We start from the raw sequence: 23,787 nt of genomic DNA, 5'->3' as shown, positions 1-23,787 counted from the left end.
CCTGTGTCCGAAAACCAAAGCCGACTTGATCTGTTTATTGACCGCATGGTGTCGCAACGCGCCTGCCTGGATTTTGCAATCGAGCAGACAAGAGGCATGTCCGGGCCGGTGTTCGAGCTGGGCCTGGGTAACGGTCGAACCTACCACCACATGATCCAGTACATTCAGAATCGCCCAGTTTTCGTGTTCGAACGCGCGGTGGCTTCACATCCCGACTCAACCCCGCCCGAGGGTCGGGTGATTTTGGGCGATGTGCGGGACACTCTGCCAGCCTCTGTGGATCGGTTTGGTGCGACGGCCAGCCTGATCCATGCAGATCTGGGTGGGCACAATCGCGAAAAGAACGACGCCTTCGCGCGGTTTGTTTCGCCTTTGATTGAACCGCTTCTGGCGCCGGGTGGCCTGATGGTTTCCAGTGATCGAATGTATTTCAATGCGCTGACAGAATTGCCCTTGCCCGAGGGCGCGGTCGAGGGGCGCTGTTTTATCTACCGGCGGTGACGCCTTAGGCGCGTCCGGGTCCACCAAAAGGTTAAGCAAACCGGAGGAACGCAATGCAGGCCATCCTGACGCTGAACGCGGGAAGTTCGACCATCAAATTCGGAGTTTACCAGGCCGACGCTGAACCCGAATTGCTGTGGCACGGGCAGGTGGACAATCTGGGGCCGGTCGCCCAATTGCAAATCAACGGCGACGGGTTTCATGAGACACGTGAGATCGGGCCTGCTGACCACGCGGCCGGGGTCGCGGCGATCTTGCAGAACATCGAGCCTCTGCTTCAATCGGATCTAATTGTCGGTGTGGGCCACCGCATTGTCCACGGCGGACAGACCTTCGAAGGGCCCACGGTTCTGGATGATCACGTGCTGGCCCAACTTGAAACGCTCTCGTCACTGGCCCCGTTGCATCAGCCCCACAATCTGGCGGCCGTCCGCGCTGCGCGAACGGCCTTCCCGAGTGCGTTGCAGATTGGGTGTTTTGACACCTCCTTTCACGTCGGCCATCCGTTTGTAAACGATGCCTTCGCCATCCCGCGCCGTTTCTATGAGAAAGGCGTTCGGCGCTATGGGTTCCACGGACTGTCCTACGACTACATTACCGGCAAGATGGCTGAGGATTTCCCGGATCTGGCCGCAGGCCGGGTGGTGATCGCGCATCTGGGTAACGGGGCCTCGATGTGCGCTGTGGCCAACGGAAAGAGTATCGGCTCAACCATGGGTTTTTCCGCGCTTGATGGGCTGCCAATGGGAACCCGTTGTGGTCAGCTTGATCCCGGCGTGTTGCTCTATCTGATGGAGCAAGGTCACTCTGCCGAAGCGATAACGCATATCCTCTACAAGAAAAGTGGCCTGCTTGGTCTCAGCGGAATCAGCCACGATATGCGCACATTGCTGGAAAGCGATGACCCACATGCACGTGAGGCGATAGACTACTATGTCTTCCGGATCAGGCGGGAGCTGGGTGCGATGGCGGCCGTTCTGGGAGGGGTGGATGCCGTCGTGTTCTGCGGCGGCATTGGTGAGAACGCTGCGCCTATTCGCCAGAGCGTGCTGGATGGGATGGGATTTCTCAACATCCATCTGGATGCCGAGGCCAACGCCCAAAACGCGACGGTGATTTCAGATGGCGGTATACCCGTGCTCGTGATCCAGACCGACGAAGAACGGGTGATCGCGCGGGCGGTCGCCAAGGCTTTGAGCTAAACACGACAGAGGGAAAACGGATGATCTTTTACGACTGCGCCACCGCTCCGAACCCGCGCCGCGCGCGTATGTTCATTGCCGAAAAAGGCTTGGAGATCGAAACTCGGCAAATCTCGATTGCAGAGGGAGAGCAGCTGAGCGATGCTTTTCGCGCCGTTAACCCTCGGGCCACGATCCCTGTGCTGGTGACCGATGAAGGCATGGTTCTGACCGAGAACCTTGGGATTGCTGCGTATCTTGAGGCGCAGAGCCCGGAACCCCCGTTGATGGGCAAGACGCCGGATGAAAAGGGCCGTGTTCTGATGTGGAACGCAATCGCCGAGCAGCAAGGCGGCATGCCCATTGCCGAAGCCCTGCGCAACGGCCATCCTGCTTTCAAGGATCGTCCTATTCCGGGACCAGAGAACTATCCTCAGATCCCCGAGCTTGCGCAACGGGGTCGCGACAGGGTGGGGGCGTTCTTCGATTTGCTCGAGGACCATTTGCAGCACAGCCCGTTTATGGCGGGAGAGGACTTTACCCTCGCCGATATAACCGGGTTCGTCTTTGTCGATTTCGCTCGCGTGATCAAAATGCGTATCCCGGAAGCTAATACCGCGACTCAAGCCTGGTTCGACAGGATCAAATCCCGGCCCAGCGCCAGCCTTTAAAAGGCACCTGAATTGGCTGACACAAGCTTGTGCTCGATACTGTACAGAAATGTCTAGACAGAAGTGAACAGTACCTCTAGCGTTTCACCCGAGTCGTGCAGCGGAGGGCAGGATGAAATCTCAGTATCGCGTTGTGGTCATCGGGGGCGGGGTCGTTGGGGCCTCGGTCTTGTATCATCTGGCCAAGTTCGGCTGGTCGGACGTCGTCATGTTGGAGCGGCGGAGGCTGGCCTCGGGGTCATCCTGGCACGCGGCGGGTGGTATTCACGCGCTGAACGCGGACCCGAATATGGCGTCCTTGCAGGCCTATACCATTGACCTGCTGAGCGAGATCGAAAAGGAATCCGGCCAGAATATCGGCTTGCACATGACTGGTGGTTTGACGCTGGCTGGAACCCCGGAACGCTGGGAATGGCTACAGGCTAACTACCGTATCTTCCAATCCATCGGCATAGGTGATTGCGAACTTCTGACCCCGGAAGAGGCGCAAAAACGCTGTCCGATCATGTCCACCGATGGCGTGTTGGGCGCGATGTGGGCGGATCGCGAAGGCTATATCGATACGACCGGCACGGTGCAGGCCTACGCGACGGCGGCAAAGAAGCGTGGCGCAGAATATTATGAGGAAACCAAGGTCGAAAGCCTGACGCAGACCGCCGATGGCTGGCAAGTCGTAACCGACAAGGGCACAATCACCTGCGAGCATGTAGTGAACGCGGCAGGCCTTTGGGCCAAGCAGGTGGGCCGGATGGCCGGAGTGGAGCTGCCGGTCTCTCCGCTCAAACACCACTACCTGATTACTGATACGGTCCCCGAAGTTGCCGAGGCCGAGTTCGAGATGCCCATGACTGTCGACCTCGAAGGCTTCACCTATATGCGGCAGGATCAGAAGGGCGTTCTGGTCGGGATCTACGAGGTCGACCATGAACACTGGGCCATGGACGGCGCGCCCTGGAACTATGGTGAGGAGCTGTTTCAAGAACAGCTCGATCGCATTGAGAACGAATTGACACTGGGCTTTGAGCGGTATCCCTCGATCCAGAATGTCGGCATCAAGACATGGGTCAATGGCGCGTTCACCTTCTCGCCCGACGGCAACCCTCTGGTAGGTCCAGTTCCGGGCAAGCGGGGTTACTGGTCGGCCTGCGCCGTTATGGCTGGGTTCTTGCAGGGCGGCGGCGTTGGCAAAACTCTGGCTGAGTGGATGATCCACGGTGAGCCCGAGGCCGACGCGTGGCCAATGGACGTCGCCCGCTATGGTGATTTCGCGCAGAACAAACGCTACATTCGCGAAACGACCGGTCAGTTCTACTCGCGCCGTTTCGTGATGACCTACCCGAATGAGCAACTGCCGGCAGGCCGTCCGCTGAAGATGGCCCCGGCGCATGATGCGATGACCGAAGCCGGGTGCAATTGGGGCGTCAGCTGGGATCTTGAGGTGCCGCTGTATTTCGCCCCCAAACGGTTCGAAGAGACGCCGACGCTCAAGCGGTCGAACGCCCATGATATCGTGGCCGAGGAATGCAAGGTGATCCGCGAAGGCGCTGGCCTGCTGGACATCTCGGGCTTTTCCCGGTTCGAAGTCTCAGGACCAAATGCCGAGGCGTGGTTGGACAAGGTCATGGCCTCAAAACTGCCCGCGCCGGGCCGAGCCAAGCTGGCCCCGATGCTGGGAGAAAACGGGCGGCTCAAAGGGGACCTGACCGTGTTGAACTGGGGCGATGGCACCTGGTGGATCATGGGCAGCTATTACCTGCGGGCCTGGCATATGCGCTGGTTCGACGACCATATGATGGACGGTGTCACAATCCGTGATCTGGGCGAGGAATATTGCGGCTTTGCCGTGGTCGGCCCGAAATCGCAGGCGGTGGTTGAGAAGCTGGCGGAACAGGATGTCTCGGACCTAAAGTTCATGGGTTGTAGAGATTTCGATATCGGTCTGGTCCGCGCCCGCGTCGCCCGCATGTCTGTAACCGGCGAAAAGGGCTATGAGATCAACTGTCGCTATGGCGATCACATCAAGCTGCGCCGGATGCTGTTGGAGGCTGGGGCTGACGAAGGTATCCGCGAGTGCGGGTTTAATGCCATGCTCTCAACCCGGTTGGAGAAGAGTTTCGGAATCTGGTCAGCTGAATTCACCCAAGCCTATACGCCGGGCATGACCGGAATGGATCGCTGGATCGACTGGGACAAGGATTTCGTCGGAAAAGAGGCAGCTTTGGTCGAGCGTAATGGCAATGGCCCGGCGCAGCTTCAGGTGACGCTTGAGGTCGATGCCGCGGATGCCGACGCCAGCGGGTATGAGCCGATTTGGTCCAATGGCGAACGCGTGGGTTTTGTCACCTCGGGCGGCTACGGGCACTACACGGGCAAGTCTCTGGCTATGGCACTGATCAATCGCGAAAAAGCCGAACCCGGGACGGAACTGACCGTGCATGTGGTTGGTGTGGAACGGCCTGCGCGCGTGGTTGCGCCATCTCCTTACGATCCGCAGGGCAAGGCGATGAGGGGCTGATGGTGATCTCACAAACATCCGAGCGTGGTCGGCGACGGCGCGGGCGGGGTGCAGAAGCCGCCCCACCTCCCTCGCGCGATGTGAACTACCGCCAGCTGAGCAACCCTTTCCCGCAGATGGAGGTGTTCCCCGAAGATCAGATCGCGGACATGCATGAGACAGCGCTGCGTGTGTTGCAGGAACTTGGGGTGAGAGTTCTGCTGCCTGAAGCCCGCCGCATCTTTGCCAAGGCTGGTGCGTGTGTGGACGAAGACACTCAGATGGTCTTTATCGGGCGCGATCTGATTGAGGCCGCTGTGGCCTCGGCCCCCAAATCCATCGCGTGTCGCGCCGGGGCGCGAGACCGCGATTTTACGCTGGAACTGGGTTCGCTTGTATTTCAACCGGGTGCAGGTGCGCCGAACGCAACCGATCTGGAACGGGGCAGGCGACCGGCGTCGGGTCAGGACTACATCGAGTTCCTGAAGCTGACGCATCACTTCGATGTCTTCCAGATGATTTCACCGCAGGTCGAGCCGCAGGATGTGCCGACCCATCTTCGCCACTATTTCACAACGCAGGCGCAGATGGAGTTGACGGATAAGTTCCCCTTCTTCTTCTCGCGCGGCACCCCTCAGGTGATGGACAGTTTTGAGATGCTGTCTATCGCACGAGGGCTTTCGGATGATGAATTCCAGGGCAACGCGCATTGTTATACGATCATCAACACCAACAGCCCGCGCACGCTGGATATCCCTATGGCGCAAGGGCTGATCGATTTTGCGCGCCATGGTCAGATGTCGATCGTCACGCCGTTTACCCTGATGGGGGCGATGGCGCCGATCACGGTCGCGGGGGCCATCACGCTTTCCCATGCCGAGGCTCTGGCGGCTGTGACCCTGACGCAATTGACGAACCCCGGCGTGCCGGTCTGCTATGGAACCTTCACCAGCAACGTCGACATGAAATCCGGCGCTCCGGCCTTTGGGACGCCATCGCATTTTCAGGCGTCTTTGGCTGCGGGCCAACTGGCACGGTTCCTGGGCCTGCCATGGCGGTCGGCGGCTGGGTCGGCCTCGAACATCAACGACGTTCAGGCCGCGAATGAAAACCAGTTTGGCCTGTGGGGCTGTTTGATGGCCGGGGCGACGGTGATCATCCACTCGGCAGGCTGGCTCGAAGGCGGGCTGTCCGTGTCGTTTGAGAAGATGATCTGTGATGCCGAAGTACTGAACATGGTGGCCGAGCTCTGTGCTGGCGCGCAGGCCGGACAGGCCGAAATCGGCTTTGAAACCGCGCTGAGTGAGGTTGACCCCAGCGGGCATTTCTTTGCCTCGTCCCAGACGATGGAGCGCTACAATACCGAATTCTACCAGCCGCATGTCCACGACTACGCCAATTTTGGCACCTGGACCGAGCGTGGATCTGTCGATGCCAATCAGCGTGCAACAGGTGTCTGGAAAGGTATCCTGAATGATTTCAAACCGCCCGCAGGCGATAGTGATCGTCTTGGTGCCTTGCACGATTTCATCGCGAAGCGAACTGCCGAAGGCGGCGCGCCGCCGGAGAGTTGAATGAGCACCAAACCGATCCTGCACCGCGATGACCCCAAGGCCGAGCCCCTGGTCGGCAATATCAAAGTCACGCGAGATGACTGGCTGAATGTGGCGATGGACGTGCTGATCTCGGACGGGGTGGATCAGATCAAGGTCATGAACCTGGCTGAGCGCATGGCCGTGTCCCGCTCGTCTTTTTATTGGTACTTCAAATCGCGGCAGGAGCTTCTGGATGCGTTGCTGGCGCGGTGGCAGGCGACCAATACGGCGGCGTTGATCGCGCAGTCCGAGGCCCCGGCTGAGACAATTACCAGTGCGGTCTGCAACGTGCAGCGATGCGTCGTGAACACAGATCTGTTCGATACCGCGCTGGACTTTGCCATTCGGGACTGGGCCCGCAAATCGGGCAAAGTGCGCAATGCGCTGGATCAGTCCGACGCGCGGCGCCTCAAGGCGCTGCACGCGATGTTTGCGCGGTTTGGCTATTCGGACATTGAGGCCGAAACCCGGGCGCGCGTCCTTTACTACATGCAGATCGGGTATGATCTGGCGCAGCTGAACGAGCCGATGGAAACGCGGCTTTCGTTGGTGCCTCACTACTTGCATGCTTTCACAGGGGTTCAGCCTCGGGACGAGGAAATTGAAGAATTTCGCGCTTATTCCAAGCGCTTTTGGGAAGGAAAGACAGAATGAGCCAACCAGATGCAATCATAATCGGGACAGGCGTCATTGGCGCGGCCATCGCGTTCGAGATGGCCAAGGCCGGATGGAGAACCCTTTCGCTGGACCGCAATACGCAGGTCGGCCATGGCTCGACCGCAGGGTCCTGCGCGATCATCCGCATGCACTATTCAACGTTCGATGGCACGGCTTTCGCGTGGGAGGGCTACCATTATTGGCGCGATTGGGCCGAGTATCTGGGCCTGCCCGCAGATGCCAATCTGGCGCAGTTCCGCGAGACCGGGTGCCTGGTCATGAAAACAGACGCCAACGGGATGCTTGAGAAGCACATGCAAAATAGCGCGGATCTGGATTGCCCGTTCGAGGAATGGTCGCCCGAGAGGGTCACGGAACGCTTGCCGGTCTATTCTTTGGAAAGCTTCGCCCCCGCCCGCCGGATGGACGACCCGGAGTTCGGGCAACCGAACGGGCGCAAGATGCAGGGCGGCGTGTTCTGGCCTCAGGCAGGCTATGTCACCGACCCGGCGCTTTCGGCGCAGAACCTGATGGATGCGGCAATCCAGAACGGGGCTGAGTTGCGTACTGGGGCCGAGGTTGTTGAGATCCTGATCGAGGATGGGCGCGTGGCGGGTGTCAAACTGGCTACAGGCGAAGAAATTCGAGCCAAGGTTGTGGTAAACGTGGCCGGGCCGGGATCGGCCATTGTCAACGGCATGGCAGGTGTTCTGGACGACATGACCATCGAAACCCGTCCTCTGCGGCAGGAAGTGGTCCATGTTCCCGCGCCTGAGGGGTTCGATTTCGAAAACAACGGGACCATCGTCTCGGATAGTGATATCGCCTGCTACTGCCGCCCCGAGCATGGCAACCATATACTCGTGGGGTCCGAGGATCCCGAATGCGATCCGCATCAATGGTGCGAGGACGACAAGTCATATAACCGCGATTTTACAGACCAGTGGACGACGCAGGCGATGCGCTATGCGCAGCGGGTGCCGAGCCTTGGTATTCCGTCCAAAACGCGGGGTGTGGTTGATCTTTATGATGCGTCGACCGATTGGATTCCGATCTACGATAAATCCAGCCTGCCGGGGTTCTACATGGCCTGCGGCACCAGCGGGAACCAATACAAAAACGCACCGATTGCGGGCAAGATGATGACGGCTCTGATCGACTATTGCGAGGGCGGCGCAGACCACGATGCCGAACCGCTGCAGTTTGAACTGCCTTATATCAAGCGTGTGATTGATGTTGGGTTCTATTCGCGCAACCGTCCGATCAACGAAGAAAGCAGTTTTTCGGTCTTGGGGTAGTCAGCCCGACAATTGGCCCTAACATCACGTGGACGCGAAAAGGAGCGGATACGTGATGCCTCAGACGCCAAACAAAATCCTGATCCTTGGCAGTGCGCCGTCAGCGGTAGCCGCCCGGGATTGGGACCGGACACCGTTCACGCATATTGTGGCCATCAACAACGCATGGCGCATTCGTCCAGATTGGGACATCCTGATCCACCCTGAGGACTTTCCGCCGGAAAACCGACCCGCAACCCTGTCGAAAGACCAAAGGATCGTGACAGCCGAAGACTACGTGCCTCGGCAAAACGCTTATGGTGGTTTTGTCTATGCGGGGGGCACCATGGCGTTTACCGCTGGTTATTGGGCGCTGTCTGCCCTCGCTCCGTCCGTGATTGCCTATTTCGGCTGCGATATGGTCTATCCCGGATCGGGTAAGACGCACTTTTATGGCAACGGAACCGCTGATCCGCTGCGTGCCGACATATCATTGCGGTCGCTTGAGGCGAAATCGGCCAGATTGGGCGTGTTTGCCGCCGCGCAGGGCTGTCGCATGGTGCGCTTGTCGGAGGGTGAAAGCAGGCTGCTCTATCCATCGCTTCGCGCGTCACGGATGGAAGACGCACCGATGCCGTCGATCGTTGGCGTGCAGGACGCGTTAGAGGCCGAAGCACGCCTCGGCTACTACGTGCCATCCGGGCGGTATTGGGAATCCGAGCAGCAGTTTGATCCTGACGAGTTGGATGCAGTCGACCGTCTTTGGATGTCCGCCTACCAAATCGCGCAAATGGACCGCGTCGCCTAAGACCTCAGACGGCGAAAGTGATCCAGGCCCAAACCATCGCAATATAGGTCAGGCTGTGCATCAGCTGGTCCAGCCCGGTTGCCCGCCAGAACGCGGCCTGATTGGGCTGTAGCTTTTTCTTGTCAGAATAGCTGGCCTTGGCAAAATCAATGTTGAAATGAATGATCCATTCCAGGGCCGATATGATCAGGATAAAGCTGATCGGTGCACCAAACAGCAAAAAAATAAGGGCCGAGCCCACAACATGCACCCCTGCATGTTGCGCGCGTCCCAAATGAAAATACTCTCCACGCCCGGTCAGCATCTTGGGCGTCTGTAGATAGAAGTCCGCGAACATATGTTTGATCTGCAACAAGCAGAGCAACAGCAACACGGCACCATAGCTTTCGGGCAAACGTATCCTCCCGATATCGTCCTAAAGGGAACTCTAGGCGCTAAAATGCGTGTAGGCAAATGAACTAGTTCACACATGCGCAAAGATTGGCACTTTGTCGGAAACTATTTGCCTAGCAAAGCAAGATTACTGTAAATTCAGACTGTTAATTTTCCGTGCATCGTTTCGAAACCGGATCATTGATCAAAAGCAGGGACAGGTTCCATAGAACGCACGATTTTCCGCTTCATCTGGAAATACTCCAAACGCGACCAGTTAATCCTGCTGGCCGTGACCTCGACGTTGTTTCCGCTGCTCTATCTCACGCTTGAGCTGCCCAAGCGCATTATTAATGACGCGATTGGTGCCTCGAGCAGCGTGGTTCAGGTTTGGGGCTACAGCCTGCAGCAGACGAATTTCCTGATCATTCTCTGCTTTGCCTTTCTGGCGGCGGTGCTGGCCCACGGCCTGATGAAAATGCGCATCAACACAATGAAAGGTGTCCTGAGCGAGCGTATGTTGCGCCGCTTTCGCTATCAGTTGATCAGCCGCGCCCTGCGTTTTCCCCAACCCTATTTCGAGCGGGTCAGCCAGGGTGAGATGGTCTCGATGATCACCGCTGAAAGCGAGCCGATGGGCGGGTTGATGGGGGATGCGATCAGCCAGCCAGTTCTGCAGGCGGGGCAGATGATCACCATCCTGTCGTTTCTGTTTCTGCAAAGCGTTTGGTTTGGTCTGGCTGCGGTGGCGCTGATCCCCGTGCAGGCCTGGTTGATTCCCAAGCTGCAGCGCCAGATCAACCTTCTCAACAAAAAGCGCATCCAGGAGGTGCGTATCCTTGCCGCCCAGATCGGCGAGAACGCGGCTGGGGCCTCGACACTGCGCGCAAATGGGGGCTGGCGGTATCGCCGGGCGATGATCTCGGATCAACTGGGACGGCTATTCGGGATCCGGTTCGAGATCTACCAGAAGAAGTTCTTTATGAAGTTCATAAACAACTTCATCTCACAGCTGACACCGTTCATGTTTTATCTGGTGGGCGGCCTGCTGGTCCTCCAAGGCTCGGTTTCTCTGGGCGCGCTGGTGGCGGCGTTGGCGGCGTATAAGGACCTCAGCTCTCCGTGGAAGGAACTGCTGACCTACTACAACCAGACGCAGGACATGTCGTTGCGCTGGGATGTTGTGATCGAACGGTTTGCGCCGGCCGGAATGCAGGATGAGGCGTTGTTTGAGGGTGAGCCAAAGACCCGCCCGCATCTTGATGGCGATATCGCTCTGGATCGGGTGTCGGTGCGCGATATGGACGGCAACCAGATCCTGGACGATCTGAACCTGACCTTCCCGCATGGCAAAACGATCGGGATCGCCGCGCCTAGTGAAGAAGACCGCCGCGCTATTGCCGAGTTGCTGACCCGTGAGATTCTGCCAAGCGCTGGGCGCGTTCGCATTGGCGAGCAGAATCTGGCCGAACTGCATCAGGGCGTCGTCGCCGCGCGGATCGGCTATGCGTCATCGCGACCGGTGATGTTTCAGGGATCGCTGGGCGACAATGTGATGATGCCGATGCGCTACAAGCCCCTGTCGGAGGGGGGCGATGATCCCGGATTCGCCGAAACCTTGCGGGCGGGCAACAGCGCCGACCCTTTCAAGGCTGAGTGGCTGGACCCGTCTCTCGCTGGGCTGGAATCGGCGGATGCCCTGCGAGATTGGTGGCTGCAACTGATTGATGGAATGGGGTCAGGCGCGGCCTTGTTCCAGCGCGGGGCCGAGCAGGTTTTCGACGCTGCACTGCATCCGGAACTGGCGCAGAAACTGGTCAAGCTGCGACCGTTGGTGCAGCAGGCGGTGAAGAAGGCAGGGCTTGAGCAGCAGGCGCTGATCTTCGACAAGTCCACCTATAACCCGGCCTTGCCCGTGGCCGAGAACCTTCTTTTTGCCACGCCCCGTGTACCGGTCACGCAAGCGCTGTTGGCACAACAGAGGGTTTTTCTGGGTCAGTTGCGCGAACTGGGGTTGGACGAGACTCTGATCGCGCTGACCCGTGATGTGATCGACATGCTGCGCCAGATCTTTGGCCTGGATGGAACAGATCACCCGCTGTTCCGCAAGTTGGGACTTGAGGCGCAGACTTATGAAACAGCCGTCGAACTGGTCGAGCGCACCCGCAAGGAAGGCGCTGAGGGGTTGGACGACGAACAACTGGCAACATTGCTGGCGGTGCCTCTGGTCGTCTCGGCTGAACAGATCGGCCCGGCCTTTTCGGATGAGTTAAAGGATCGTATTCTGGAGCTGCGCCACAGCCACTCGGATAAGCTCATGCGGCCGTTGATGGATGTGTTCGTGCCGCTGGACCCTGAGGCCGTCGCGCCCGGCCTGACCGTGATGGAGAACGCGCTGTTCGGCAAGGTCAGCGAGATCGGCGGCGCGCGCTCGGACGAGGTGCGCAAGCTGATAGTCGACGTTCTGGCCGAACACGGCGCGCGTCCGTTGGTGGTTGAGTTGATCTATGATGTGCCGGTCGCGCTCGGTGGGCAGAACCTGCCCGCAGTCTTTGCCGAACCCCTCGCGTTTACCCGCGCGACGATCAAGAAGCCGGACATTCTGATTTTGGAAAACGCGCTCGCCAGCTATGACATGCAGACGCAGGTCGCGGTCTACAAAAACCTGCGCGCGCTGTTGCCCGAGACCACGGTCATCTACCTGAACGACCAATTCCAAAACCCCGATGTCTTCGACATGTATGTCGAGATACGGCAAGGTCGGGTTGTCACGGATGAAGGACCGGGGGATGTGGAAGAGGATAGTGCCGCCTCGGCCGACTTGGCCCGCAAGCTGCGCGCCCTAGAGCAGACGCCGCTGTTTTCTGGCCTTGATCGGCGACAGTTGCGCCTGCTGGCCTTTGGTGCGCGGTGGTTTGACGCCTCTGCCGGGCAGGTGATCTTCCTCAAAGATGACCAACCGACGGATGGTGCATACGTCGTCCTCGAAGGCGAGGCGGGGTTGTATCTGCCCAAATCGGGCACGCCGGATGAGCTGATCCTACGCGTCGGCCCCGGGGCATTGGTTGGGGAGCTGGGCCTGATCCGCAAAGAGCCCCGCGCGTTGAGCATGGTGGCCGAAACCGATCTTTCCTGCTTGCGCATCGGGGAAGAGGAATTCCTGGCCGTGGTCGAAAACGACGCGGCGACGGCGTTCAAGCTGCTGCAGGTGGTTGCGGGATATGTCTCGAACTAGCGCCGTTCCGGGTTAACCCCGGAACGCTTCTCTGTCAGTCTTTCGGCTTGCAGAACAGTTGATAGAGCAACTCGATCACCTGTTTCGTGTTGCCATCCTCAAGCGAGTAAAACACCGTTTTTCCGGCGCGCCGGGTCGAGACCAAACCGTCCTCGCGCAGACGGGCTAGCATCTGGCTGACGGCGGCTTGCCGGATTTGTAAAAGCGCCTCCAGCTCTCCCACCGACTTCTCACCGTCTCCGAGGTGGCACAGGATCATCAGGCGGCCCTCATGCGCGAGCGTTTTCAGAAACGCGGCGGCACGGGCTGCGTTGTCTTTCATTTCCGCCAATCCGTCCGATGCCGGGGCTTGAGTGGTGCTGTCTTTCAGTGTCACCGGTCAACCGTTCTTCAACTAAGTCTTCTGACATTATGCCCTAAGAAACGTTATAATGTCACCCCTCAGATGCGGGAGCCCCACCCTGAAAGGCGTTGCCATTGGCATAATCGCACGGTTCTTCCTGCATCTGAAGGTGAAGCCCGTCGCCTTTGTAAGGATGCGCGCGAGCCAGATCTTCGTCCACTTCAATTCCAAGTCCGGCGGTAGTTGGAGGGGTCACGAACCCTTGCTCAACCCGGATAGAGCCCTTGATCAACTGGTCATGGAATGGCGTTTCAATGGTTTCCAGTAGCAACAGGTTCGGGATAGAGGCCGCCAGATGGATATTCGCAGCCCACTCCACCGGCCCGGCATAAAGATGCGGGGCCATTTGCGCGTTGAACACTTCGGCCATCGCAGCGACTTTCTTCATTTCCCAAATGCCGCCTGCACGCCCCAAAGCCGGTTGCAAGATCTCAGCCGCGCCCGCGCGCAGAACCGCGCCAAATTCGGCTTTGGTGGTCATGCGTTCTCCGGTCGCGACAGGTGTGCGGACGTTGCGGGCGACGCGGGCCATGTCCTCGATATTGTCGGGCGGGGTGGGTTCTTCGAACCAAAGCGGAGAGTATGGTTCAAGCGCCTGACCCAAGCGGATAGCGCCTGCAGTGTTGAACTGGCCATGGGTCCCAAACAGCAAATCGGCCTTGTCGCCCACCGCCTCGCGGATCGCTTTGCAAAACGCAACGGACAGAGAGATATCGGACATCGCAGGCATGTGCCCGCCCCGGATCGTATAGGGACCGGCGGGGTCGAACTTGACGGCGGTATAGCCCCGACGGACCGCATCTGCCGCAGCCTCAGCCGCCTGTTCGGGCGATGTCCAGAAGTCGGTCAGGTTATGCTGGGGCAGGGGGTAGAGGTAGGTATAGGCGCGAATGCGGTCATTCATCTTGCCGCCCAACAGAGCATAGACCGGGCGGTCGCGGTCTTTGCCCAGAATGTCCCAGCACGCGATCTCAAGCCCCGAGAACGCTCCCATCACAGTCAGGTCCGGGCGCTGCGTAAAACCCGATGAATAGGCGCGACGAAACATCAACTCGATGTTTTCCGGATTCTCGCCCTGCATGTGGCGGTCAAAAACGTCGCGGATCACATGGCGCATAGCGTCGGGTCCGATGGACGAGGCATAGCATTCGCCCCAGCCGGTGATGCCGGTATCCGTAGTCAGCTTGACCAAATTCCAATAGCGACCGCCCCATCCTGGGGCTGGCGGGGCCGTGACGATGATATCGAGGTCTTGCAGTTTCATCCTAGCCCTCTCGTGCTTGGTCAAAGGCAATGAGTTCGCGGTCAATCTCGGCCACCACCTCGGCGCTGCCAAAGAACGCCATGTCCGGGGCATCGACATCGTCCATGAAGGCCTGAATTTCGATCAGCGCTGGTTTGCCGTCGAAACTGCCCTCGATCTGCCAGCGGCTGCTTTGGTCCACGGGCAATTTCGACAGGTTCTCCGCGATCTGGGTGACCAGAGCTTCGGGCAGCCCAAACCGGGGATTGTTGGCGAGGCCGGTCAGGAAGGGCGGTACCTCTGCCAGATCAAAATTCAATGACGTCTCCGAGGTGGACGGCGCAGGTTTCGCCGCCTCGGGTTTGAAGAGATCGGTCAGGAAACGCAGCATCGGCCTACCTGTCGAAGAGGATCACGTTGCGCTTGGCAGATCCGGTTTTGGTATCGGCAATCGCCTCATTGATCTGTTCCAGTGACCACCGGCCCGAGACCAATTCGTCCAGCTTCAGCCGCCCCTGTTCATAGAGGTCGATCATCCAGGGGATGTCGCGCTGGATGACCACGTCGCCCATCTTTGACCCAACCAGACCCTGCCCCAGCGCGGCGAGGATCACCGGCTCATAGCTGGCTTCGTCCCCGGAATGCGGCATGCCGATCATCACGGCTTTGCCGCCCAGACCCAGATACCGTGGGGCCTGATCATAGGCAGGGATCGCGCCAACGGTGATCAGAACTGCATCTGCGCCGCGGCCGCCCAGCGCTTTGTAAGCAGCTTTCCATGGCTCTTTCAGACTGGCGAGAACGCCATGGGTGGCACCGAACTGCTTGGCGATCTCAAGCTTTTCTTCGGTCATGTCGACCGCAACGATACGGCGCGCGCCAGCGATCCGAGCGCCTTGGATGGCGTTAAGGCCCACGCCGCCCGCGCCAATCACCACTACGTCTTGCCCGGGGCGCAAACCTGCGGCGTTCACCGCTGCGCCGACCCCGGTGATCACACCACAGGACAACAGGCTGGCGAGGTCTTTGGGTAGGCTTTCGGGTATCCGAACGATCTGTCGGTGGCTGACGACGACTTTCTCGGCGAAGGCCCCGCAGGCCATCGCCTGTTCCAAAGGCCCTCCGTCGCCCGTGCGCAAAGGCCCTTTGACCGTGTCATAGGGGGTTTCGCAGATCGTAGGTTTGCCACCTGCACATGAAGGGCAAGAGCCGCAGGCCCGGATCAGTGTCACGACCACCGAGTCGCCCAGTTTGAAATCCCCTGCGGCCTCACCAACTGCGCTGACCACCCCGGCGGCCTCATGTCCATAGACAGCGGGCAGAAATCCGCCCCATGCACCGTCGGCATATGAGATGTCCGAATGGCAAATGGCCACCGCGTCCAGTGATACCTCGACTTCGCCAGTGCCGGGGGCGGCCAGTTGGACCTCTTCTATGGTCAGAGGTTCCTCGAACGCCCGGCATACGGCGGCTTTGATGGTTTGCATGTCGTCCCTCGCTTCGTTTGGTTTACGGTGGCGTGGGAATTGGCATCTCGCAAGACAGAAACCGTCACGAGTATGTCGGTATTACGCCACGGCAGGCCTAGCGCGCAGAAACAGGAAAAACCCGGCGGCCATAAGGACCAGTGCCAGGAGGAACGGTGCTCCGGGCAGGTAGAGTGACGTGTCAGGCCGGATGAACCACGCAAACACGCTGGTCATCAACAGAGGCGAGATCACCATCGACAAAGCATGCAGAGACGTCAGGACGCCCTGAAGTTCACCCTGTTGCGAGTCCGGCGTCGCGCGCGAGGTCAGCGCCTGCAGGGCGGGCGTGATCACCGCGCCCAAGGCGGTGATCGGGATCAGCATCAGGGCGATAGTGCCATTGGTCAGGAAGGCCAGTAGGGCAAAGCTGATAACTTCAAAACCCATGCCGCAGATGATGGTCATGCGTTCCCCAAGATGACGTGTCGCGGGTCGGATTAGCCCGCCCTGAACGGCGGCCATGCCGATGCCATAAACGCCGAGAGACAGCCCGATCATCTGCGGCGACCACCCGAAACGCTCGGTCGTGAAATAGGACCAGATCGCAGGGTAGACGTAGATGGACACCGAGTAGAGGAAATAAACCCACAGTAGGGGGCGAACTCCGGGCAGGGCGGCGATGGCCTTAAGCGCGTTGACGGGGTTGGCGCGTCGCAAGTTGAAGGCACGGCGGGTTTTGTCTGTGACCGTTTCGGGCATGACCATCAGTCCCAAGCCGAATGAGAGGGCTGAAAGTGCTGCAGCCGCCCAGAAAGGCGCGCGCGTTCCGTATTCGGCAAGCAGCCCACCCACCACAGGGCCCAGAACAAATCCCATGCCGAAGGCCGCGCCGAGCAGGCCAAAATTGGCGGCTTTGTCTTCGGGTTTCGAGACATCTGCCATGAAGGCAGCCGCTGTCGCGTGGGTTGCGGCTGTGATCCCGCCCACAAGACGACCGATCAAAAGCAACCAGATGCTGCCCGCGATGGCCATGACCACATAGTCCAAAGCCATCACAAACAACGAGACCAGCAAGACACGCCGACGGCCATAGGCGTCTGACAAGTTGCCCAGAATAGGCCCGAACACGAACTGCATGGCGGCAAAGGCCGTGCTGAGGATGCCTCCCCAAAGGGCGGCGTCGGCGAGCGTTCCACCCTGCACCTCGACGATCAGTTGCGGCATGATCGGCATCACAAGGCCGATACCCATCGCGTCAATCATGACGGTCAGAAGAACAAAGACAAATGGCAGACGCATGGAACCCGGCTATATGACCCATCGCTCACACTAGAGGGGCCAGCGGGATGAGGGAAGGGCGCTGTGTAGCCACCCAGGATGACGTCTCGTCAGTCAGTTACAGCTTGTCCGACAGCTCATCCAATATCTGCGCCAGATGGCGCGGGTGCGAAAAGAACGGAGAGTGTGAGCTGTCGATATCCCGCCGCAGATGTGCTGGAATTCGCTCGCTCATGTCTTTCTGATAGGCCGGAGGGATAGTGTGGTCTTCGGTGGTGCGGATATAGGCCTTTGGGACCTGGTCAAAGTGATCCCCCAATGAAAGCGGTGTGTCTTGCGGCTTGATGGCCTGCGGGCAGAGCCGGGCGAATGCATAGGGCAGGATCTCGGGCGTGCAATCATGATAGAACAGGTCCTGAACGCGGTCGGGATGCACGGTATAGGATAGCCCATCGGTGGATTTGTCGACCGCATCGCCAATGGTTTGCACCGGACCACGTCTTCGCATGTCGACCAGAGACAATCCGTCCTGCGGGACATAGGCGCAAAGATAGATCAGGGCGCGCATGGCGTTCGGGTGGGCCTCGGCTGCGGCGCTGATCGGGTAGCCGCCCCAGGAATGCCCGACGAGAATCGCGTCTGGTGTTGAGGCCGCGAGCACGGCGTCTCGGCAGCTCTCTAGCGTGACATCGCAGATTGGTGTCGGGTCCGAGCCGTGGCTGGGCATGTCGATGGCACGAGCGATGTGGCCGAACGCTTCGAGCTCGGGTATCAGGTCGCGCCAGCACCAGGCGCCGTGACAGGATCCATGGACCAATAGAAATTCGGCCAAGGGACGCTCCTTCAGATGTGACCGATCTCGGTCAGAAATTGCCGCAACAGGGCAGCGTATTCAGCGGGTTTTTCGACGCAGGGCAGGTGGCCCACCCGGCGCATCAATTCGAACCGCGAGCCGGGGATCAGGTCCACCGTTTCGCGTACCAGATCCGGCGGGGTCGAGCCGTCCTCACTGCCCGCGATCCCAAGGGTGGGCAGGCGCAGGCCGCTGGTCGGCGTGTAAAAATCGGTGCCCGCAATGGCGGCACAACAGCCCAGATACCCTTCGGCCGGTTGGCTGACCATCATCTCGCGCCATGCGAGGTGCTGGTTGGCGGCTCGAAAATCGCGCGAGAACCACCGCTCCATCGTCGCATCGGCAAGCGCCTTGATCCCGCCGCTGCGGACGGCCTCCATCCGATCCTGCCAGATTTTCGGCATCCCGATCTTGGCAGCGGTGTTCGACAGTACCAGCGCCCGGACCTGATCCATCCGTTTCACCGCCAGCCCTTGGCCAATCATACCACCAATCGACAAGCCAACGAAGACGCAATCCCGGATTTCGAGGTGATCCAGCAGCGCCTCGGCATCCCTGATCAGCGCGCCCATGGCGTAAGGCGCAGGCGGGACCGAGGATTGTCCGTGCCCCCGCTTGTCATAGCGAATGATCCGAAGCCCGTCTGGCAGATGTGGTAGCACATCGTCCCACAGGTGCAGATTGGTGCCCAGCGAGTTTGCAAACACGATGGGCGCACCGTCTGGTGCGCCATCAATCCGGTAGTTTAGCTGAACGCCACCCAGATCAGCGATCGTCATGCTTTTGTTCCTTGCTCGGCCTGTGCGTGCAGATTGCACAAACCCGATATGGGTGTCAGGTCAGGAATTCCAACGCACGCGCAAAGACGCCGGGATCAACATTTCCGCCCGAGGCGACAACGATCACGTCATCCCCTTCAATCTGGTCATTGCGGAAGAGGGCCGAGGCCAGCGACACTGCGCCGCCCGGCTCCAACACGATCTTGAGGCGCAAGAAGGCCAGCGCCATGGCGTGCAGTGCCTCGTCCTCGGTCACGGATAGGCCGGGGCCGCAGAGGCGGTTGAGGATTGGAAAGGTAATGTCACCCGGTTGCGGGGTAAGGATTGCGTCACAGATATTGCCGGCAGTTGCAGGATTGCCTTGGATCTGCCCCGCCTCCAGCGAGCGCTTGACGTCGTCGAACCCGTCTGGCTCGCACGGACGTGCGCACAGGCCAGGGGCGTGCGCCTCAAGCGCGAGCGCGATGCCCGACGTTAGACCGCCGCCGCCGCAACAGACCAGAACGTCGGCATTGCTCACGCCTGCGGCTTTGGCTTGGCGCGCGATCTCGAGCCCGGCAGTGCCTTGCCCTGCGATGACTTGGGGTTCGTCGTAGGGGCGGATCAGGGTCAGTCCGCGTTCTGAGGCCAGCGCATTGCCAATCTCTTCGCGGCTTTCCGTGGCTCGGTCGTACAGAACAACTTCACCGCCCAAGGCACGCGTGTTGTCGATCTTCAGCTGCGGCGCGTCCGAAGGCATGATGATGACCGAGGAGATTCCGTGCTTCGCCGCCGCCAAGGCCACCCCCTGCGCATGATTGCCCGAGGAATAGGCGATCACACCGCGCTGTCTTTCCGCCTCGCTCAACGCCGAGATGGCCGACCACGCGCCGCGGAATTTGAAGCTGCCGGTGTGTTGCAGGCATTCGGGTTTGACCCACACCCGCCGCCCGGCGATTTCGTCCAGAAAGGGTGAGGTCAGAAGGGGCGTCTCCCGAACATGCCCTTTCAGCCGATGGGCGGCGGCTTCGATCAGCTCTAGTGTACTCATGCTTGGTCCAGAATCTTGCGAATAACGGTGAGGGATTGCGGCTCGTCCAGAAAGGGTACATGGCCGCGATCCGGGACTTCAGCCGTGATCAGGCCCGGGTGGCGGGTCTGCATCTGTTTCAGTGTTTCTTGGCTCAGGATGTCCGAGTTTGCGCCGCGCAGAACGCCCGTCGGAATGCCCTTTAGCGCCTCAAAGAAGGGCCATAGGTCCGGCACAGCGCCAACTGCGGCTTGCTCCACCAGGGCCGTGCGAAGGGCCGGATCATAGCGCAAGGCCAGCCCCTCCGGCGTCTCCTGATACTGGTTCTCGGCCTGTATGCGCCAAGTTTCCAAGGGGACTCCGGGGAAATACGGCTCCATCACTGCCTTCAGGACGGCGGCGGCCTCGTCAAAAGTCTTGGAGTTGGGTGCTACGCCCACGTAATCCATGATCCGAGCGATACCTGTGGGTTCGATCACTGGACCCACGTCATTGAGGATCACGCCTGCCAGCCGGTCCGGCTGCAGTGTCGCGAGCGTCATCGCAACCATCCCGCCGCGCGACGTGCCCAAAACCACCACTCGGTCAAGGTCCAGATGGTCCAGCAGCTCGACGACATCCTGAGTTTCGCGCAGGACGTTGTAGTTCGCGTGGTTCGGATCATGATCCGACTGCCCGCGCCCCCGCGCATCCAATGTGATCAGGCGGGTATCGTCCATATGCGGTGCGAGAAGCGAGAAATCGCGCCCGTTGCGCGTCAGTCCGGCCAGACAAAGAAGAGGAACGCCAGCGCCACTATCCTCATAGTGCAGCCGAATCCCGTCAGACGTTTTGAATTCACCCATTACAGCCCGGCCAGTTCGGGGATTGAGGTCAGGTCAGACAGAACATGCGCCGGTTTCCACGGCAGTCGATCCATCGGTTCGCCAGCGCGATTGACCCATGCGGTAACAAAGCCGTATCCGCTTGCCCCGGCAGCGTCCCAACCGTTGGAACTGACGAACAGAACCTCATCGCGGGCACATCCGAACCGGCCCTGCACAAGATCATAGACCTTGGCGTGGGGTTTGAAGATACCGACGCTTTCGACCGACAGCACATCGTCCAAAACATCGCCAATACCGGCCGATTGCACCGCGCCATCCAACATGGGAGGCGACCCGTTCGACAGAATCGCCGTCTGCAACCCGCCCTGTTTCAGGGCCTGCAGCATCTGGGGCACCTCGGGATAGGCGCGCAGCTCCCAATACAAATCCAGCAGCCGTTGGCGCAGTTTGCCGTCCCCTTGCAGCCCCGTCGCCTCGAGCGCCCAGTCCAACCCGTCTTGTGTGACATCCCAGAAATCGCAATGAGCGTCTGCGACGGCGCGCAGCCATGTGTATTGCAATTGCTTCAGCCGCCAGTGATTTGCCAAATCCGGCCATGTATCGCGGAGAGCCTCAAAGCCCGGCTCGGCAGCGGCTTGACGTGCCGCAGCGGCTACATCGAACAATGTGCCATAGGCGTCAAATACACAGGTCGTGATTGCCATCTGCTCTCTCCACTTTTTCTGGCGCAAGGTGGCACAAGAGGGCGGTGCAGGAAAGAGCCAAGGTCCAACAACATTTTGTCAGGCGCGGGATAGTCAGGCGCAGTGCCAGTAGCAGTTTGCACTTTTGCCGATGCGAGAGACCAGGCATTTCTTCCGGCAGTCTCAATGCTAACGAGACGTGCTCATCCCCTGTCGCTCAAGGAAGCAAAACCAATCCGACAATGATCTGAGATTTGGTGGAGCCTAGGGGAGTCGAACCCCTGACCTCTTGCATGCCATGCAAGCGCTCTCCCAACTGAGCTAAGGCCCCTTCCAAGTACTGCCGAGGCAGTGGGCGGACGTTTATGAGACAGCGCGCACGAGTGCAAGAGCAAAATTTGAATTCTGCGAAAAACTCTGCGCGGCTTTGCACAACGAAAAAGGGCGGCCAGTGGCCGCCCCTATATCGGATCAGTTTTCGTCTTCCGACGACATGTCCTTGATGTCGTCGAGCGAAACATCATCATTGCCGTCGTCATCATCGTCCAGCAGATCGTCATCCAGATCGACGTCGACATTGTCGTCATCATCCAGAACCAGATCATCCTCGGATGCGTTTTCGCGCGCTTTCTTGGTTGCCGCATCTTCGGCATCGGCGGCGATCATCCGGCTCTTGCCGGTTTCAAGTTCCACGATCTCGCCCGTGTAGGGGCTGACGATCGGGTCTTTGTTCAGGTCATAAAACCGCTTACCGGTGGTCGGACAAACGCGCTTTACGCCCCATTCTTCCTTGGGCATGTCAAATCCCCTTGATATCAGGTGAGTCGTCTAAAAGATTCAGTTCACCTGCCACAGGCGGCGGGTGCTGTCAAAGCCTTTGCGCGGAAGAGGACGGGATATGGGGGAACACGCTTTGCCGGGCAGGCCGCCAGTGCCGCTGACGCTGCGCAAATCCGCGCGGGCGCGACGGATCAGTCTGCGGATTTCCCAATTGGACGGACGAGTTACCCTGACTTATCCAAACGGCGTGCCCGAGGTCGAGGCGTTGAACTTCGCGCGTAGCAAGGAAGATTGGATCCGCCAGAACCTGGCGGGTCAGCCCGAGAGGGAAGACGTACGCGTCGGCGGCCTGATCCCTGTCGAAGGCGTTGAACGCCGAATCGTCCCGGCAACCGGTCGGCGCGTTCAGTTGGGCGCGGACAAGGTGGCTGTCCCGGCAGGGGCTGAGGGGCGTCGATTGGCCCGCTTCCTCAAAGAACTTGCGCGGGATCGTTTGAGCGAGGCCTGTGATGACTACGCCGCCATTCTGGGCCGGTCCTACACGACCCTGTCAATGCGGGACACGCGGTCGCGCTGGGGGTCGTGCAGTTCCCACGGCGGGTTGATGTTCTCGTGGCGCTTGATTTTGGCTCCGCCCGAAGTTCTGCACTATGTCGCTGCGCATGAGGTGGCGCATCTGGCGGAGATGAACCACTCGCCGGCTTTCTGGGCGCAGGTGGAGCGTATTTTCGGTCCCTATGATACACCGCGTCGCTGGTTGAGGGACAACGGAGCCGTGTTACATCGCTTCCGATTTGACGGGCCAGCGAGTTGACGTCACCGAATTTTGTGATCACATGAGGCCATGATAACGACACGGCCCACAGACTCGAGCATCGCAACGCATGATCGGGTCTATCGCACCCTGAGATCGCGCATCCTGCACGGAGAGATTGCGCCGGGCGAGGCTTTGACCCTCAGGGGAATCGGCAAGGAATTCGGCGTCTCGATGACGCCGGCGCGCGAAGCGGTGCGCCGACTGGCGGCTGAAGGGGCTTTATTTTTGTCGTCATCGGGGCGCGTCTCGACGCCCGAGCTGACAAATGACCGGATAGAAGAGCTGGCAGCCCTAAGGGCGCTGCTGGAGGTTGAGTTGGCCAGCCGTGCTTTGCCTCGCGCGCATATGGCGCTGATCGACCGGTTGCAGAGCATAAATATGAATGTCGCCGAGATGGTGACCAAGCGCGACGCGGTGGGCTATATCCGAACGAACCTGGAATTTCATCGGACGCTCTACCTGCGTGCGCAGGCGCCTGCGATGCTGGCCATGGCGGAAACTGTTTGGCTTCAGCTTGGCCCTACCATGCGTGCGCTTTATGGCCGTTTGCGGCGCACCGAGCCGCCGCATTATCACAAGCTAATCATTGCCGCGCTGAAGGCGGGGGACGAGCCGGGCCTGCGCCTCGCGGTCCGCTCGGACGTGACACAAGGCTTGCGGTTGCTGGTTAGCTAGATCGTTTGCGTTTGATTTGAATCGAAATACGCTGCTTCTCCCCACGGTCGACGCGCATTTCGATGGTCTTACCTAAAGTGAAACGCAAAATGCTCTAGGCGGCCAATTGCCGAACGGCCTTTTTGGCGGTCACTGTGACCGGTCTTTCTGGTTTGCGCGCACGGACTGCGCTACGCTAAA

At 59.6% G+C, this 23,787-nt stretch carries 23 protein-coding genes and 1 tRNA gene; 11 read left to right on the top strand and 13 right to left on the bottom strand.

Annotated elements, in window-relative coordinates:
• The first annotated feature begins 3 nt into the window (after positions 1–3).
• From ACR0C3_RS14250 to ACR0C3_RS14215, 8 genes are all read left to right on the top strand, one after another.
• Positions 4–501 (top strand): class I SAM-dependent methyltransferase, encoded by a 498-nt coding sequence (locus ACR0C3_RS14250; RefSeq protein WP_475218776.1) that lies wholly within the window; start codon positions 4–6, stop codon positions 499–501.
• Between the two features lie 53 nt (positions 502–554).
• Positions 555–1,703 (top strand): acetate/propionate family kinase, encoded by a 1,149-nt coding sequence (locus ACR0C3_RS14245; RefSeq protein ID WP_480759027.1) that lies wholly within the window; start codon positions 555–557, stop codon positions 1,701–1,703.
• A gap of 20 nt (positions 1,704–1,723) precedes the next feature.
• Entirely contained in the window at positions 1,724–2,353 is a 630-nt protein-coding gene (locus ACR0C3_RS14240; RefSeq protein ID WP_480759025.1) for a glutathione S-transferase family protein, read from the top strand.
• Positions 2,354–2,465: 112 nt separating this feature from the next.
• Positions 2,466–4,868 (top strand): GcvT family protein, encoded by a 2,403-nt coding sequence (locus ACR0C3_RS14235; RefSeq protein WP_480759023.1) that lies wholly within the window; start codon positions 2,466–2,468, stop codon positions 4,866–4,868.
• Entirely contained in the window at positions 4,868–6,421 is a 1,554-nt protein-coding gene (locus ACR0C3_RS14230) for a trimethylamine methyltransferase family protein (RefSeq protein WP_480759022.1), read from the top strand. The genes ACR0C3_RS14235 and ACR0C3_RS14230 overlap by 1 nt, the downstream gene beginning before the upstream one ends.
• Positions 6,422–7,096 carry a TetR/AcrR family transcriptional regulator gene (locus ACR0C3_RS14225; RefSeq protein ID WP_480759020.1) on the top strand — a complete coding sequence of 225 codons (675 nt, stop codon included), beginning with the start codon at positions 6,422–6,424 and terminating at the stop codon, positions 7,094–7,096.
• Entirely contained in the window at positions 7,093–8,397 is a 1,305-nt protein-coding gene (locus ACR0C3_RS14220) for an NAD(P)/FAD-dependent oxidoreductase (protein ID WP_480759019.1), read from the top strand. The genes ACR0C3_RS14225 and ACR0C3_RS14220 overlap by 4 nt, the downstream gene beginning before the upstream one ends.
• A gap of 55 nt (positions 8,398–8,452) precedes the next feature.
• Positions 8,453–9,184 carry a hypothetical protein gene (locus tag ACR0C3_RS14215; protein WP_480759017.1) on the top strand — a complete coding sequence of 244 codons (732 nt, stop codon included), beginning with the start codon at positions 8,453–8,455 and terminating at the stop codon, positions 9,182–9,184.
• A gap of 4 nt (positions 9,185–9,188) precedes the next feature.
• On the opposite strand, the gene ACR0C3_RS14210 is transcribed toward ACR0C3_RS14215, so the two are convergent.
• On the bottom strand, positions 9,189–9,578 hold the full coding sequence (locus ACR0C3_RS14210; RefSeq protein WP_170472196.1) for a DUF3307 domain-containing protein: 390 nt from the start codon (positions 9,576–9,578) through the stop codon (positions 9,189–9,191).
• A gap of 216 nt (positions 9,579–9,794) precedes the next feature.
• Here ACR0C3_RS14210 and ACR0C3_RS14205 point away from each other — a divergent pair, with 216 nt between their 5' ends.
• A complete protein-coding gene (locus ACR0C3_RS14205) occupies positions 9,795–12,791 on the top strand; it encodes an ABC transporter transmembrane domain-containing protein (RefSeq protein WP_480759077.1) in 2,997 nt (998 codons plus the stop codon).
• 34 nt (positions 12,792–12,825) lie between these two features.
• On the opposite strand, the gene ACR0C3_RS14200 is transcribed toward ACR0C3_RS14205, so the two are convergent.
• The 12 genes from ACR0C3_RS14200 to ACR0C3_RS14145 form a co-directional block, all read right to left on the bottom strand.
• Positions 12,826–13,113: an ArsR/SmtB family transcription factor gene (locus tag ACR0C3_RS14200; RefSeq protein WP_170555798.1), complete on the bottom strand. Its 288-nt coding sequence runs from the start codon at positions 13,111–13,113 to the stop codon at positions 12,826–12,828.
• Between the two features lie 112 nt (positions 13,114–13,225).
• Positions 13,226–14,458 (bottom strand): mandelate racemase/muconate lactonizing enzyme family protein, encoded by a 1,233-nt coding sequence (locus tag ACR0C3_RS14195; RefSeq protein WP_480759015.1) that lies wholly within the window; start codon positions 14,456–14,458, stop codon positions 13,226–13,228.
• Position 14,459: 1 nt separating this feature from the next.
• Positions 14,460–14,828, bottom strand: a complete 369-nt coding sequence (locus ACR0C3_RS14190; RefSeq protein ID WP_480759013.1) for a hypothetical protein — start codon at positions 14,826–14,828, stop codon at positions 14,460–14,462.
• A gap of 4 nt (positions 14,829–14,832) precedes the next feature.
• A complete protein-coding gene (locus ACR0C3_RS14185; protein WP_480759012.1) occupies positions 14,833–15,924 on the bottom strand; it encodes a Zn-dependent alcohol dehydrogenase in 1,092 nt (363 codons plus the stop codon).
• Positions 15,925–16,005: 81 nt separating this feature from the next.
• Positions 16,006–17,205 (bottom strand): TCR/Tet family MFS transporter, encoded by a 1,200-nt coding sequence (locus tag ACR0C3_RS14180; protein ID WP_480759010.1) that lies wholly within the window; start codon positions 17,203–17,205, stop codon positions 16,006–16,008.
• A gap of 97 nt (positions 17,206–17,302) precedes the next feature.
• The gene (locus tag ACR0C3_RS14175) at positions 17,303–18,016 is read right to left on the bottom strand and encodes an alpha/beta fold hydrolase (RefSeq protein WP_480563345.1); all 714 of its coding nucleotides are present in this window, start codon (positions 18,014–18,016) and stop codon (positions 17,303–17,305) included.
• Between the two features lie 11 nt (positions 18,017–18,027).
• Positions 18,028–18,816, bottom strand: a complete 789-nt coding sequence (gene pcaD / locus ACR0C3_RS14170) for a 3-oxoadipate enol-lactonase (RefSeq protein ID WP_480759009.1) — start codon at positions 18,814–18,816, stop codon at positions 18,028–18,030.
• A gap of 55 nt (positions 18,817–18,871) precedes the next feature.
• A complete protein-coding gene (locus tag ACR0C3_RS14165) occupies positions 18,872–19,846 on the bottom strand; it encodes a threonine ammonia-lyase (RefSeq protein ID WP_480759007.1) in 975 nt (324 codons plus the stop codon).
• Positions 19,843–20,670 carry an alpha/beta fold hydrolase gene (locus tag ACR0C3_RS14160; protein ID WP_480759006.1) on the bottom strand — a complete coding sequence of 276 codons (828 nt, stop codon included), beginning with the start codon at positions 20,668–20,670 and terminating at the stop codon, positions 19,843–19,845. The genes ACR0C3_RS14165 and ACR0C3_RS14160 overlap by 4 nt, the downstream gene beginning before the upstream one ends.
• The gene (locus ACR0C3_RS14155; RefSeq protein ID WP_170377604.1) at positions 20,670–21,356 is read right to left on the bottom strand and encodes a haloacid dehalogenase type II; all 687 of its coding nucleotides are present in this window, start codon (positions 21,354–21,356) and stop codon (positions 20,670–20,672) included. The genes ACR0C3_RS14160 and ACR0C3_RS14155 overlap by 1 nt, the downstream gene beginning before the upstream one ends.
• 234 nt (positions 21,357–21,590) lie before the next feature.
• Positions 21,591–21,666: transfer RNA gene (locus ACR0C3_RS14150), tRNA-Ala, on the bottom strand.
• A gap of 140 nt (positions 21,667–21,806) precedes the next feature.
• The gene (locus ACR0C3_RS14145) at positions 21,807–22,133 is read right to left on the bottom strand and encodes a TIGR02300 family protein (protein ID WP_170377607.1); all 327 of its coding nucleotides are present in this window, start codon (positions 22,131–22,133) and stop codon (positions 21,807–21,809) included.
• 100 nt (positions 22,134–22,233) lie between these two features.
• On the opposite strand from ACR0C3_RS14145, the gene ACR0C3_RS14140 reads away from it, so the two are divergent.
• Complete coding sequence (locus ACR0C3_RS14140; RefSeq protein ID WP_480525424.1) at positions 22,234–22,929, top strand: M48 family metallopeptidase; 696 nt, start codon at positions 22,234–22,236, stop codon at positions 22,927–22,929.
• 30 nt (positions 22,930–22,959) lie between these two features.
• Complete coding sequence (locus ACR0C3_RS14135; protein ID WP_170377611.1) at positions 22,960–23,607, top strand: GntR family transcriptional regulator; 648 nt, start codon at positions 22,960–22,962, stop codon at positions 23,605–23,607.
• Positions 23,608–23,787 lie beyond the last annotated feature (180 nt).

The sequence above is a fragment of the Ruegeria sp. CK3 genome, from assembly GCF_056536565.1.
Note: the sequence above shows the minus strand (reverse complement) of the source record. Positions and strands in the feature narration are given on the sequence as shown.